At 40.8% G+C, this 13960-nt stretch carries 16 protein-coding genes; 14 read left to right on the top strand and 2 right to left on the bottom strand.

What is annotated here, in order from left to right; genetic code table 11:
- The coding region (locus V7201_RS14250; RefSeq protein WP_335377410.1) for a CrcB family protein at positions 1-214 on the top strand (214 nt) is incomplete at its 5' end.
- 258 nt (positions 215-472) lie between these two features.
- Entirely contained in the window at positions 473-619 is a 147-nt protein-coding gene (locus V7201_RS14245) for a hypothetical protein (protein WP_335377409.1), read from the top strand.
- 39 nt (positions 620-658) lie between these two features.
- Here V7201_RS14245 and V7201_RS14240 read toward each other — a convergent pair whose 3' ends face one another.
- The gene (locus V7201_RS14240) at positions 659-1294 is read right to left on the bottom strand and encodes an FMN-dependent NADH-azoreductase (protein ID WP_335377408.1); all 636 of its coding nucleotides are present in this window, start codon (positions 1292-1294) and stop codon (positions 659-661) included.
- A gap of 262 nt (positions 1295-1556) precedes the next feature.
- On the opposite strand from V7201_RS14240, the gene sirA reads away from it, so the two are divergent.
- The 5 genes from sirA (at position 1557) to V7201_RS14215 (ending at position 5446) form a co-directional block, all read left to right on the top strand.
- The gene (sirA, locus tag V7201_RS14235; RefSeq protein ID WP_335377407.1) at positions 1557-1997 is read left to right on the top strand and encodes a sporulation inhibitor of replication protein SirA; all 441 of its coding nucleotides are present in this window, start codon (positions 1557-1559) and stop codon (positions 1995-1997) included.
- Between the two features lie 87 nt (positions 1998-2084).
- Positions 2085-2300, top strand: coding sequence for a YneF family protein (locus tag V7201_RS14230; RefSeq protein ID WP_207498145.1), 216 nt, complete (start codon positions 2085-2087; stop codon positions 2298-2300).
- 224 nt (positions 2301-2524) lie between these two features.
- Positions 2525-3823, top strand: coding sequence for an MFS transporter (locus V7201_RS14225; protein ID WP_335377406.1), 1299 nt, complete (start codon positions 2525-2527; stop codon positions 3821-3823).
- Between the two features lie 303 nt (positions 3824-4126).
- Complete coding sequence (locus tag V7201_RS14220; protein WP_335377405.1) at positions 4127-4783, top strand: Type 1 glutamine amidotransferase-like domain-containing protein; 657 nt, start codon at positions 4127-4129, stop codon at positions 4781-4783.
- Between the two features lie 21 nt (positions 4784-4804).
- Positions 4805-5446, top strand: a complete 642-nt coding sequence (locus tag V7201_RS14215; protein WP_335377404.1) for a hypothetical protein — start codon at positions 4805-4807, stop codon at positions 5444-5446.
- A 123-nt stretch (positions 5447-5569) separates the two neighbouring features.
- On the opposite strand, the gene V7201_RS14210 is transcribed toward V7201_RS14215, so the two are convergent.
- Positions 5570-5929 (bottom strand): response regulator transcription factor, encoded by a 360-nt coding sequence (locus V7201_RS14210; RefSeq protein ID WP_335377403.1) that lies wholly within the window; start codon positions 5927-5929, stop codon positions 5570-5572.
- A gap of 228 nt (positions 5930-6157) precedes the next feature.
- Between V7201_RS14210 and V7201_RS14205 the strand changes: the two genes are divergently transcribed.
- From V7201_RS14205 to V7201_RS14175, 7 genes are all read left to right on the top strand, one after another.
- Positions 6158-6811 (top strand): class I SAM-dependent DNA methyltransferase, encoded by a 654-nt coding sequence (locus tag V7201_RS14205; RefSeq protein ID WP_335377402.1) that lies wholly within the window; start codon positions 6158-6160, stop codon positions 6809-6811.
- Positions 6812-6826: 15 nt separating this feature from the next.
- Complete coding sequence (gene mtnN, locus V7201_RS14200; protein ID WP_335377401.1) at positions 6827-7531, top strand: 5'-methylthioadenosine/S-adenosylhomocysteine nucleosidase; 705 nt, start codon at positions 6827-6829, stop codon at positions 7529-7531.
- Complete coding sequence (locus tag V7201_RS14195) at positions 7524-7991, top strand: S-ribosylhomocysteine lyase (protein WP_335377400.1); 468 nt, start codon at positions 7524-7526, stop codon at positions 7989-7991. The genes mtnN and V7201_RS14195 overlap by 8 nt, the downstream gene beginning before the upstream one ends.
- A 15-nt stretch (positions 7992-8006) precedes the next feature.
- Positions 8007-8930, top strand: a complete 924-nt coding sequence (locus tag V7201_RS14190; protein WP_335377399.1) for a PLP-dependent cysteine synthase family protein — start codon at positions 8007-8009, stop codon at positions 8928-8930.
- Entirely contained in the window at positions 8931-10064 is a 1134-nt protein-coding gene (locus tag V7201_RS14185; protein ID WP_335377398.1) for a bifunctional cystathionine gamma-lyase/homocysteine desulfhydrase, read from the top strand.
- Positions 10065-10264: 200 nt separating this feature from the next.
- Positions 10265-12013, top strand: a complete 1749-nt coding sequence (locus tag V7201_RS14180; protein WP_335377397.1) for an ABC transporter transmembrane domain-containing protein — start codon at positions 10265-10267, stop codon at positions 12011-12013.
- 4 nt (positions 12014-12017) lie between these two features.
- Positions 12018-13811 carry an ABC transporter ATP-binding protein gene (locus V7201_RS14175; RefSeq protein ID WP_335377396.1) on the top strand — a complete coding sequence of 598 codons (1794 nt, stop codon included), beginning with the start codon at positions 12018-12020 and terminating at the stop codon, positions 13809-13811.
- Positions 13812-13960 lie beyond the last annotated feature (149 nt).

Here is a 13960-nt window from a genome sequence, read left to right as displayed (position 1 = left end):
GATTGGGGGCTCTGCTTTCTTATTAATGGGCACTGGCTTTATGGGAGCATTTACAACTTTCTCAACCTTTAAACTTGAAGGAATTCAACTCCATGTAGAAAAAAGAAAAAAGGATTTTTTCATTTACAACGCAGCTAGTTATGCAGGCGGAATTTTGCTAGCTTACATAGGGCTCGAAATAGGACATTTATTTTTATTGCGATTAATTTTATAAAGGTATTTTTAAAAAATGTATAGCTGCGAAAAGGCTTTGCAATTGCGATAAGAATCCATAACCTTTAAAACGACAGAGATCTGTCGTTTTTTTGTTTTTATTAATTAGCCAAAATAGCGAAGCATATACTTTAATAAGTATTTCCTCGTTTGAATTTGCTTTATGTAAATAAAGTTCGAAAGTTAGCAGGAAAAAAGTATTATTAATGGAAATATATTAGTAACAAATACCCATACTAATAAGCAGGAGGTGTAATGGATGTTTGAATATGGTAAAGATATTCCATTAGAAGGTGCAGTTGGCCAGGTGAATCAGCAGGTAAATGAGGAGCAGGCAAAAAAAGAAGGAACTGTTTTCAGTTTTGATCATCGCAAGGATATCCAGCTGGATGGAGTTAATAAATGAAAAACAAAAAGCCTGGAGATTCCAGGCTTTTTTGGTGGATTAAAATTGTCTTGCGAATTCCTTTGCGCGATCAATTGCTTTTTGCTTAATATCTGCTGATTGATCTGGAGTTGCTGCCATACCTTCAACTGCGATTGTTTCAATTTCAGGGACTCCCATGAAGCCAAGGATTGCACGTAAGTAGCTGTCGCCAAATTCCAGCGATTTTGCAGGTCCTTCGGAATATACTCCGCCTCTCGCCTGGATGTGCAGAGCTTTTTTATCTGTCAATAAACCCACAGGTCCTTCCGCAGTATATTTGAACGTCTTGCCAGCAATCGCGATGTTATCGATATAGGACTTCAATTTTGGAGGGAAGCTCAAATTCCACATCGGAGTTACGAAAACATATTTATCTGCAGCTACGAATTGATCTGTCAGTTGATTAATTGAGCTCACTTTTTGCTTTTCATCTGGGCTTAATTCATCAAATGCTGTTCCTTGCTGCAATTTACCCCAACCGCTAAATACATCTGTATCTATGTAAGGTACATTGATTTTGTAAAGATCCAGTCTTACTACTTCATCATTCGGATTGTTATCACGGTAGGCGTTAATAAATTCCTCTCCAACAGATAAGCTGAATGCTTCCTCAACCGGTTTAGGATTAGCTGTAATGTATAAAACTGTAGCCATCTTTTTCATCCTTTCTCTTCTTGAATAACATTGATATATTCCCCCGATTACACCGAAGTATGCCTTTTTGACAGAAAAATTTGCCAAACTCATGAAATTAATTCTTTTTCCGTGACAAGAAATTTTTATGAATTTATAATTAATTGTAAGAAATTTTTGAATTCGACATAATTAGTGGATTTTTACGGCATCTTTAGACAAACGCAGATAGAATGTTTTTCTATAATTAAGACAAAAGCTTGTCTGCAGAGGAGGGGATCATATGAGATCCTACCAGCTATATTTAATAGAAGATGAATTTGCCTCCCATTATTTCGGAAGAGAACGGATGTTTTACCAATTGTTTTTGGAATACAGTCGAGCAAACGGTCATTTAAAATCAATTATTTCAAAGCAGGTAGATTTTGTAACAAGACCGATCCCGGTACTGCGCATTCATCAACTCCTTCATCAGCAGCTTTCAAAGGTAAAGGGATTTAAAGTTGAGGACGGAAAATATATTTTTGAGAATATAAATTCCTCAACCTCTGCAACATTGATGGTCCATGAAAGGTGGCTTGAGCTTCATTCACATGGCCAAGTCGACGCTGAAACAGTATTTTTTGAGATTTTACGCAAATGTGAGACGTCATTTCTAGCGATCGACCTTGCCGCAAACAAATACGGCTGGCTTAAGCCTATTAAAGAACGAAAATATATATAATAAATAGAGAAAAAAATCTGCAGATATTGTATAATAGCTGTTGGTTTAGTACACTGTATGTTAGACAACATGAAGGAGGAAGTTTTTATGTGGACGTATATTCTAGTTGGTATACTGGCATTGGTTGTCGGTGTAGCACTAGGATTTTTCATTGCTCGTAAATACATGGAGAGCTACTTGAAGAAAAATCCGCCAATCAATGAACAAATGCTTAAAATGATGATGATGCAGATGGGAATGAAACCATCCCAGAAGAAAATCAATCAAATGATGTCAGCAATGAACAAGCAGACAGGTAAATAATAGAGGACAAGCACTCATTCTTTGGATGGGTGCTTTTCTTATGGGCAGGTAGATTAATGGGATTGGACCAGAACACAGAATTATTCCGGAAAAAATCTATGGAAATAATATTCAGGTGTAAACTGGTACATATTCAATAAATACGGTTTGTGGTATTATTTTCTTATCAGTTTTATAACATAGAAATAACTGTTTTGTTAGAAACAGAAATGGGGAGATCGAACATGGTGAATAAGAGTGGGGATGCCGCTGCATTAGAAGATCAGCCAGCTTGGCTGCAAAGTTATGTAGAGTCACCTGAAAAGCAGCGGGCATTATATAAACGGACTTTGATCATTGTTGTACTGTCCCAGATTTTTGGCGGTGCTGGACTAGCTGCTGGAATCACCGTGGGAGCATTGCTTGCAAAAGATATGCTCGGAACGGATAGTGTTGCGGGATTGCCGACTGCGCTGTTCACATTAGGTTCAGCTGGGGCAGCCCTTATTGTTGGTCGAATATCCCAGCGTTTAGGCAGGCGAGCGGGCTTGGCAACTGGTTTTTTGGCAGGTGGAATTGGTGCGATTGGGGTCATCCTTTCAGCTGTGACAAACAATATTTACATGCTTTTTGCTTCCTTGCTGATTTATGGTGCCGGAAGTGCGACAAATTTGCAGGCGAGATATGCAGGAACTGATTTAGCGAATGCAAAACAGCGGGCCACGGCAGTAAGTATCGCTATGGTATCAACTACCTTCGGAGCAGTGGCAGGGCCGAACCTTGTTGAAGCCATGGGCGAATTTGCACTTTCCATTGGGGTGCCAGCTTTATCGGGACCATTCATTTTGGCAGCTGCTGCCTATATGATTGCAGGATTGGTGTTATTATTTTTCCTTCGTCCAGATCCGTTCGTAGTTGCCAGGGCAATTGCTATAGCAGAAAGAAAAGCGGTTGAAGGCAGCACTGGGATACAGCCAGAAACATACTCTACAGACAGGCGTGGAATTGCTGTTGCCGCTCTTGTTATGGTACTAACTCAACTGGTCATGGTGGCAATCATGACAATGACTCCTGTGCATATGGGACATCATGGTCATGGATTGAGTGCAGTGGGAATGATCATTGGATTTCATATAGGAGCGATGTATCTTCCGTCTTTATTGACTGGTATTCTCGTTGATAAAATTGGCAGAACGGTGATGGCAGTGGCTTCTGGTGTAACTTTATTAGCTTCTGGCGTACTTGCAGCTTTCGCACCAGGTGAGTCAATGCTCCTGCTGACGATTGCTCTTATTCTGCTTGGGCTTGGCTGGAACTTTGGGCTGATCAGCGGGACTGCATTGCTTGTGGATGCTACAAATCCTGCCAACCGTGCCAAGATGCAAGGAACTATTGATGTCATGGTTGCGCTATCCGGTGCAACAGGAGGCATGCTTTCAGGGGTCGTTGTTGCTCATTCAAGCTATGGATTCCTCTCGCTTGCAGGCGGGATTCTATCATTAGTGCTCATTCCGTTTGTAATATGGTCAAGCAGAATGAAGTGACATAAATGATTGCAAAAAATGCAGAGCCTGGGGAATCCCCAGGCTCTTTCCTATAGTAGCAAGTTTTCAGCCGAGATGTAAATAGATGTATGAACGCTATAGAGCACAGGTCATCTCAGACTAAGGGTAAAAGTACTCCCTTGAAGCACCAAGGAGAAGAAAAATCATATCAGCTATGTGAAAAAGTGTCTCAATGTAAAATGAAGAAAACAAATTTGCCATTCTGGTCTTACAAAAAAGGGTACAGCTTGAATACTGTCGAATATTCATATTGGAAAATTAGAAGGAAGGTGAATCAGTACTATGGCTAGTCTTGTAATGCTAAGTGACTTGAGCAAGAGTAATGATGCTTTAATTAATAAAATTAAAGAGTTAATTGGTAATAAACCTTTTAAACTTGCATACATACCGTCTCAGACGGATAAGGAAAGAAAATACTTTAATGCGGCAAAAGATTTTTTCTTATCACTGGGTATTCAAGATTTTCTATATTTTGATATCGATCAGGAGTTTGATGTATCCACAGTTGTCCCATTAACAACGTGTGATGGAATATACCTCTCTGGCGGGAACACTTTTTATTTTATGAAAAAGCTTAAGGAAAGAAAGCTCGACTTTCTTTTTAAAGCACTCGCGGAAAAAGGTATGCTTATGATTGGTGTCAGTGCAGGAGCGATTTTGATGTCAAACTCAATAAAAATAGCAGAATTCATAGACGAGAACGAGATTCAATTAAAAGAATTTAATGGTTTAAAGCTGGTGGATTTAGAATTCATGCCACATTGGGACATTCATAGGTCAAAGTCGCAGGAATTACTTGATTATTCATTGAATCAGGAAGGCAGCATTTTTACTTGTGCTGATGGAAGTGGAATTGTGATTGCGGGAGGCAGGGTAGATTTCTTCGGTGAAATTCACGAAATCCGAAAGGGTGAAATAACAGATCATATTGGCAAGTAAAATGTATAAGTGAGGTGGATTATGTCAGACTGGCAAATAGCATTAACTAAAATTTGCGAAATTTATTCAAAGTCAGATGTTGAAATTGAATGGATTCTAGTAGGCTCAATTGCCTCTGTTTTGCAAGGGTGCGAAATGACCCCTGGTGATATAGACCTTTATGTAAAAAATCAAGAAGGAGTAAAACAATTCGCGCTGTTACTCGAACAATATTCTCTTCGAACAAAGTGTGAAGAAGCTGATCGATCAAATTGGTTTTCTTCGATAGAGGAACCTGCCTATACTGAAACGTTTCCATCAGGTTTTACCTGGACTAAAGGCAGATGGATGATCGAGGGCATGGAAGTTGAGGTAGTCAACATATCCCAATCTGCTGGGATACCAGATTCCTTAGATGGTGACGGAATATGGGAAGGTGGGAAATATATTTGGGGGCATTCTAAAAATGTAGACTTTGGTACATTTACAGTACCTGTTGTTCCGCTCGAAATCCAATTAGAATCAAACCTAAGGAGGAAAAGGAAAGAGAGAATCGATGCGATTATGAAGAAATTAAAAGTGAACGGATACAATGAGGAGTTAATTTTGAAAGCTCTCTCAACAGACCATTTATCATTTTTTATCTTGGAGATGAGAAAAAACAGCCTTCATTTAAAGTGCTAAAAAAACCCTCAGTTTTTTAAGAGCAGACACAAAAAGCATGTTCCTATTATCGATAAGTCTTTAGCTTATTTTTAGGTTGGAAAAGCAGTAGAGAGGCATTGCAGATGTTCAATGCCTCTTCTTTTACACATGTAATAGCATCTTAATTTTAGAAATGACTTCTCGCGGACTGAAGGGCTTTAAAATATATTCGTTCGCGCCTAATTCTTGTCCTCGTCTTAAATCATTCTCTTCCCCTTTTGCTGAAAGCATGATAACAGGTGTTGTTATGTTTTTCCTAATTTCTTCGAGAATGGTGAATCCATCCTTGCCAGGCATTAAAATGTCTAAAATGATTAAATCAAATGGTTCATAAGAGGCTTTTTCCAGCGCATGATCTCCGTTTGCCACTAATTCAACTTGAAAGGATTCCCGTTCCAAGTACATCTTTAATAAATTTCCTATTCTTAGTTCATCTTCTGCAACCAGAATTTTTTTCGCCATCTTTTCCCCCTGAGATTGTTGTATATAGTTAGTATACACTACCGAATACGTGAATTTCTTCTGATTTTTTTTGCAGCTTCTATCTAACCATAAATGAAAATTTTTCTGTATAACAAAACAGGCGATAATTGATTTCGAATTATTTATATGCTACTATGTGACCTATAAAGTTTTAATTCATACTATACTTATAGGAATTATATAAATTAAAAAAGCGGAGTGAATACTATGGGCAGAGAGTTTATTCCTTTATTTGATGATTGGGCTAACTATTATGAACAAACTGTTTCTGGTCAGGACGAGGAATATAAAGAAGTATTTGAAAGTTATGATAATATATTAGAAACGGTGGCATTAAAATCCAAAGGAACAGTAGTGGAATTTGGAGTGGGAACTGGTAATCTGACTGAGAAACTGATTGCTGCTGGAAGAGAAGTATATGGAATTGAGCCATCGAAGGTAATGAGGGATATGTCAAAAGCTCGATTTATGCAGTTGGAGTTGTTTGATGGCGATTTTTTAGATTTTCCGGATTTACCAGGGAACATTGACTCGATTGTAAGCACTTATGCATTTCACCATCTAACGGATGATGAAAAGGACTCAGCACTGGCCATTTACAGTAAGCTGCTGCCCGAAAATGGCAAGGTGGTTTTTGCTGATACAGCATTCATCAATGAAGAGGATCGTCAAGAGCGTTACCGAATTGTAAAAAAACAAGGTTATAGCAACTTGTTGGAGGATCTTCAGAGAGAGTACTACACAACGCTTGATGTACTTGATGAACTTTTCAAAAAGAATGGATTCCAGGTCAGGTTTGAAAAATTAAATTCCTACGTCTGGCTGATGGAGGCCATAAAAGAAAACCGTAATAAATATTGATTGGAGAGGTGACCTATGAGAGTTGGAATTATCGGAGCAATGGATGAAGAAGTTGAATTATTGCGGAGCAAGCTTACCGATCGGAAGGATACGAGTCTTGCAGGATCAGAGTTTTATCAGGGCAAGATTGATAGCTTGGAAGTTGTCCTCCTTAAATCAGGAATAGGGAAAGTGAACGCAGCATTAGGTACAGCCTTATTGATTGAAAAGTTCCAGCCAGATGTCATCATCAATACAGGCTCGGCTGGCGGCTTCCACAGGGATTTGAATGTTGGGGATGTCGTCATCTCAACAGAAGTGCGCCATCATGATGTGGATGTCACCATTTTTGGCTATGAATATGGTCAGGTTCCAAGAATGCCTGCCTGCTACTCGCCGGATCAAAGGCTTGTCAGCGTGGCTGTGAAAAGTGCAGAAAAAATAAATGGTATCCAGGTTGCTGAAGGGTTGATCGCATCCGGTGATTCCTTTATGAATGATCCTGAACGAGTAGAGTTTATAAGGTCAAAGCTGCCTGATTTATATGCTGCCGAAATGGAAGCGGCAGCGATCGCCCAGGTTGCCTATCAGTTTGAGATACCTTTTGTCATTATCAGGTCACTATCCGATATTGCCGGAAAAGATTCAAATATATCATTTGATCAGTTTTTGGAAACTGCCGCAAAAAATTCTGCAGTATTAATTTTATTAATGTTAGAGGAGCTGAAGTATAATGGTTAAAAAAATGAATGTAGAAAGCTTCAATCTCGATCATACAAAAGTAGCAGCACCTTATGTTCGTCTCGCAGGCACAACTCAAGGCGCTAATGGGGATGTTATCAAGAAATACGATATTCGCTTCTGCCAGCCGAACAAAGAACATATGGAAATGCCGGGTCTTCATTCCCTTGAACATCTTATGGCTGAGAACATCCGCAATCATCATGACACTGTAGTAGATATCAGTCCAATGGGATGCCAGACTGGGTTTTATTTAGCTGTCATCAACCATGATGACTACGATGATATTCTTGTAGTCATAGAAAAAACACTGAAGGATGTCCTTGAAGCTGATGAAGTTCCGGCCTGCAACGAAATCCAGTGCGGCTGGGCAGCAAGTCACAGCCTTGAAGGCGCGAAAGAAATTGCGGCTAAGATGCTGGCGAAGAAGGATGAATGGCGCCAGGTGTTTGCTGAATAAGGAGAGTCTTTGGAAATGACCGTGTACCGCAGTATTCATGAAATGATAGGACAGACACCGATGCTTGAGCTAACTCAATTTCAACTGCCAAACAATGTCCGTTTATTTGCAAAGCTTGAATACCTGAACCCGGGGGGCAGTATCAAAGACCGCCTGGGACAGGAATTGATTGAAGAGGCATTTAAGTCCGGGAAGTTAAAAGCAGGTGGAACCATCATCGAGCCGACAGCTGGCAATACAGGGATTGGACTTGCTTTAGCTGCAATTAACAGGGACATTCATGTGGTTTTTGTGGTTCCTGAAAAATTCAGTATCGAAAAGCAGGAAATCATGAAAGCTTTAGGGGCCGAGATTGTTCATACTCCCACTGCTGAAGGAATCGAAGGGGCAATCCGTAAAACAAACCAATTGCTTGAAAATATCCCTGACTCTTATTCTCCTTCACAATTTTCTAATCCTGCAAATCCTGAAACATACTACAAAACTTTAGGACCAGAGATTTGGAAAGAACTAAATGGTGAAATTGATATTTTTATAGCAGGAGCTGGGTCTGGTGGAACCTTTATGGGTACCGCTCGATTTTTAAAAGAAAAGAATCCGATGATCAAGACCGTAATCGTTGAACCTGAAGGATCCATTATCAATGGCGGTGTTTCCGGCCCTCATAAAACGGAAGGAATTGGCATGGAATTTCTTCCTGATTTTATGGATCCTGCTTATTTTGATGGAATTCAGACCATTTTAGATCGAGATGCATTTGAACGTGTAAAGGAATTGGCGAGTAAAGAGGGAATCCTTGCTGGCAGTTCTTCCGGAGCTGCTCTTCACGCTGCAATGATGGAAGCAGAGAATGCCCCGCCAGGCTCAAAAATTGTAACGATCTTCCCTGATGGAAGCGATCGTTATTTAAGTAAGAAAATCTACGAAGGGGGCATTTAAATGAAACGAAAAACAAAATTGATTCACGGTGGAATACCAGGAGACAAAACGACTGGAGCCGTTTCATTTCCTATATATCAAGTAAGTACGTATAAACAAGATGAAGTTGGTGTGCATAAGGGCTACGAGTACTCCAGGACCGGGAATCCTACCCGTTTTGCCCTGGAAGAATTGATCAAGGACCTGGAAGAAGGGAAGAGGGGATTCGCTTTTGGATCCGGGATGGCCGCAATTACAGCAGTAATGATGCTGTTCAGTTCTGGTGATCATATCATTTTGACTGATGATGTGTATGGCGGAACCTATCGTGTGATGAATAAGGTTTTAAACCGCATTGGGATTCAATCCACTTTTGTGGATACCACTGACCTTGAAGCAGTAAAATCAGCGATCAAACCTAATACGAAAGCTTTATATATCGAGACACCTACCAATCCGCTTTTAAAAGTAACTGACATTAAAGCATCTGCCCAGCTGGCGAAGGAACACGACCTATTAACGATTGTTGACAATACTTTCAGCACCCCATACTGGCAGACTCCAATTACATTGGGTGCAGATATCGTACTTCATTCTGCAACGAAATATCTTGGAGGACATAGTGATGTTGTGGCTGGACTCGTAGTTGTGAATGATGAGAAGCTTGCTGATGAATTGCACTTTGTCCAAAACTCAACGGGTGGAATATTAGGCCCGCAGGATTCGTGGCTTTTAGTTAGAGGGATTAAGACCCTCGGCTTGCGTATGGAAGCTCATGAAGCCAGCACAAAGAAAATCGTAGAGTTCCTCTCAGCCCATGATGGGGTGAAGAAAATCTACTATCCAGGTCTTGAAACGCATCCTCAGCATGCAATTGCAAAAGAGCAAGCTGGAGGATTTGGCGGTATGGTAAGCTTTGACGTAGGCAGCGCAGAAAAAGCGGCAGAAGTTCTAAGAAAAGTAAAATACTTTACGCTGGCTGAAAGCCTTGGAGCAGTCGAAAGCTTGATTTCTGTCCCTGCGAAAATGACGCATGCATCCATTCCGGCAGAAAGACGTGCTGAGTTAGGAATTACTGACGGATTAATCCGTATTTCTGTAGGAATCGAAGATGTTGAAGACTTAATTGAGGATTTAAAGCAAGCACTACAATAATAGACTGAAGCTCCCGGTTTATCTGGGAGCTTCTTTGTATGGATATTCGAGTAATGTGTATCAACGATCAAGTGCAAATATTATTTTTACATAAGTTGAGTGATATAAAATAACCCACTTTAAAAATTATAAAAATCTTCCCCATTTTACAAATATTTGTTAAACTATTTAAGCATTTGAGGGGTTTGGGGGAAATACATATGAGCGTATTCAAGGATTTAATGTGGTATTTCAAGGCGGAGAAGAAAGCCTATTTAACAGGTATATTCCTGTTATTGTTTGTCGCGCTGCTGCAGCTTGTGCCGCCAAGAATCATTGGGATTGTTGTCGATGAAATTACAAATGGGACACTGACTGCAGGCACACTTGGCAAATGGATATTTGTGCTTGCTGTTTCAGGGCTGGCAATGTATACACTGCGTTATTACTGGCGAATCATGATTTTTGGGTCGGCGGTAAAATTATCTCGTTTACTTAGGAACCGTCTATATGCTCACTTTACGAGCATGTCGCAGTCGTTTTACCAGAAAAGAAGAACCGGAGATTTAATGGCCCACGCGACAAACGATTTATCTGCAATCCAGCAGACCGCAGGTGCAGGGGTGCTTACCTTTGTAGACTCGCTGGCAACAGGCGGATTTGTCATCATCGCGATGGCGGCTACGATCAGCTGGAAGTTGACATTGATTGCACTGATTCCAATGCCGCTAATGGCGATACTTACGAGCTGGTACGGAACAATGCTTCATCAGCGGTTCCATAAGGCACAGGAAGCCTTCTCAGATTTAAATGATAAAACGCAGGAAAGTATTACAGGAATCAAGGTCATCAAGACCTTTGGGCAGGAAAAGGAAGACATAGAGGACTTTCGTAAACAATCTGAAGATGTGGTTAATAAGAATATCGCGGTGGCGAAGGTGGATTCTCTTTTCGACCCGACGATTTCAATCATTGTGGGGATTTCCTTTTTTTTATCGATTGCTTTTGGATCAAGATTTGTTATAAATGGTGAATTGACGATCGGACAGCTTGTGGCATTCACGTCTTATTTAGGATTGCTGATCTGGCCGATGCTCGCATTTGGCTGGTTCTTCAATATTGTCGAAAGGGGCCGCGCTTCCTATGACAGGGTATCAGCGCTTCTTGATGAAAAAATCGAGATTCAGGACAAACCAGATTCACTCGACGTAGTCCCGGAAGGCAGGATCGACTACAATATTCATTCATTTACCTACCCAAATGATCAGGAGCCCATTTTAAGGGATATTGTTTTTGGACTTGGCAAAGGTCAAACACTCGGAATCGTTGGGAAGACGGGAGCAGGTAAAACCACTTTGCTTAAATTGCTGATTCGCGAATTTGATCTGAGTAATGGGAAAATAAGCATTGGTGGCCGGAACATCCAGGATTATAAAATGGAAAAATTAAGAGAGGCAATCGGATATGTTCCTCAAGACCATTTTCTTTTCTCAGCGACTGTACAAGAGAATATTGCCTTTGCAAACCCTGCAGTTAACAAGGAAGGAATCTTTGCTGCAGCGGAAATCGCAAATATCCATGATGATATCCTCGAATTTACCGATGGATATGAAACGGTTGTAGGAGAGCGGGGAGTTTCGCTTTCCGGAGGGCAAAAGCAGCGGATTTCCATAGCAAGAGCTCTAGTGATGAATCCCGAGATCCTGATATTGGATGATTCGTTATCGGCTGTTGACGCTAAAACAGAGGAACAAATTTTATCCGCCTTAAAAGAAAATAGAAAAGATAAGACAACGATCATCACAGCCCACCGCTTAAGTGCAATTCACCATGCCGATTTAATCATTGTCCTTGATGAAGGTGGAATCGCTGAACGTGGTACGCACGATCAGCTGATGGAACAGGACGGCTGGTATAGGGATATGTATGTAAGGCAGCAGCTTGAAGAGCTTGTCGAGCAGGGAGGGTGACAATATGGAAAAAACACCTGTATTAAACGCAAAAGAGCAGCGATTTGTACTGTTCAGGCTTCTTGCTTATGCAAAGCCACATTTAAAAATGATTTTTATCGCCTTTGGCTTCTTGCTTCTTGCGACAGTTGGAGATGTGTTAGGTCCAATACTTGTAAAGATTTTTATTGATGATTACTTAAGGGAAAGCTATTTGCCCTTCAAACCCCTTCTTATGCTTGGAACCGCTTATATGGGGATTCAAGTGCTGAATGTTTTAGTTTCATATTTCCAGCTTCTGAAATTCCAGGAGATTGCCCTTAAAATCATCCAGCAAATGCGGATTGATGTTTTTACAAAGGTACAGCAGTTAGGATTGAAGTACTTTGACAAAACACCTGCAGGATCGCTTGTTTCAAGAGTAACAAATGATACAGAAGCGATTAAGGACATGTTTGTCAGTGTCATCGCAACCTTTATCCAAAGTGGTTTTTTATTAGCAGGGATCTTTGTGGCGATGTTCATTCTTAACGTAAAGCTTGCTTTATTTACTATGCTGATTTTACCCCTGATCGTGTTCATTATGAGCATGTACAGAAAGCTTAGTTCAAAGTTTTACCAGGATATGAGGGAACGCTTAAGCCAGCTGAACGCTAAATTAAGCGAATCATTACAGGGAATGGCGATTATCCAGATGTTCCGCCAAGAAGAAAGGCTGAGGAATGAGTTTGGCGATATTAATGATAAGCACTTTGAAGCAGGCATGAAAAATATCAAGGCAGACGGACTTCTCCTAAGACCGGCTGTGGACCTTGTATATGTATTCGCACTTATCATCGTACTGAGCTTTTTCGGAATTACATCCTTTAACAGCCCGATTGAAATTGGTGTCCTGTATGCGTTCATCAATTACCTTGACCGTTTCTTTGAACCGGTTAACAATATGATGATGCGCCTGTCGATGTATCAGCAGGCAATCGTAGCAGCATCGAGAGTGTTTAAACTTCTTGATGAACAAGAACTAGCGCCAGCGCAAACTGGTACAGAGTCCAAGAAAATTAATGAAGGCCAAATTGAGTTCAAGGACGTAAGCTTCTCTTATGATGGGAAGCGTGATGTTCTGAAAAAAATCAGCTTTACCGTAAATCCAGGAGAAACCCTTGCTTTTGTCGGCCACACTGGAAGCGGAAAAAGCTCGATCATTAATTTGCTGATGCGATTCTATGAATTCAATCGCGGGGACATCCTGATTGACGGTTCTTCGATAAAAAGCTATCAAGTAAATGAATTGCGTGAAAAGATGGGGCTGGTTCTCCAGGATCCATTCCTGTTTTATGGAACCGTAGGGGATAATATCAAACTGCATAACAGTGATTTGAATGAAGATCATATCAGGAAAGCTGCAGAATTCGTCCAGGCTGATTCGTTCATCGCGAAGCTTGAGGATGGGTATGACCATAAGGTAACGGAGCGAGGTTCTACTTTTTCAAGCGGGCAGAGGCAGCTGATTGCCTTCGCAAGGACGATTGCAGCGAATCCGAAAATTCTTATCCTGGATGAAGCGACGGCTAATATTGATACAGAAACAGAAGAGGCGATTCAGACGGCACTCGCAAAAATGCGCCAAGGCAGGACAACGATTGCGATTGCCCATCGTCTGTCAACGATACAGGATGCAGACCAGATTATTGTCCTGCATCATGGAGAGATCGTAGAACGGGGTACACATCAGCAGCTGCTGGCACATCAGGGGCTCTATCATAAAATGTACTTGCTGCAAAATGGTTCAGTTGAGAGACTTGAAGATGTAGTAGGATAACATTTAAAAAAAATGGCTCTATTAAACCCAAATTTGTTTTTAAAGCCTGTTGATTGTAGTGGAAGGCGCGAAGACTCCTCCGAAAATGCTAACGCATTTCCATCGTGCGTGGGCGGATTCGAGGAAGCTATTTCAGTGTCCTGCGGGCG

The organism is Bacillus sp. JJ1122 (assembly GCF_036964885.1).
GTDB lineage: Bacteria > Bacillota > Bacilli > Bacillales > Cytobacillaceae > Mesobacillus.
This window is presented reverse-complemented; position numbering and strand designations above follow the sequence as displayed.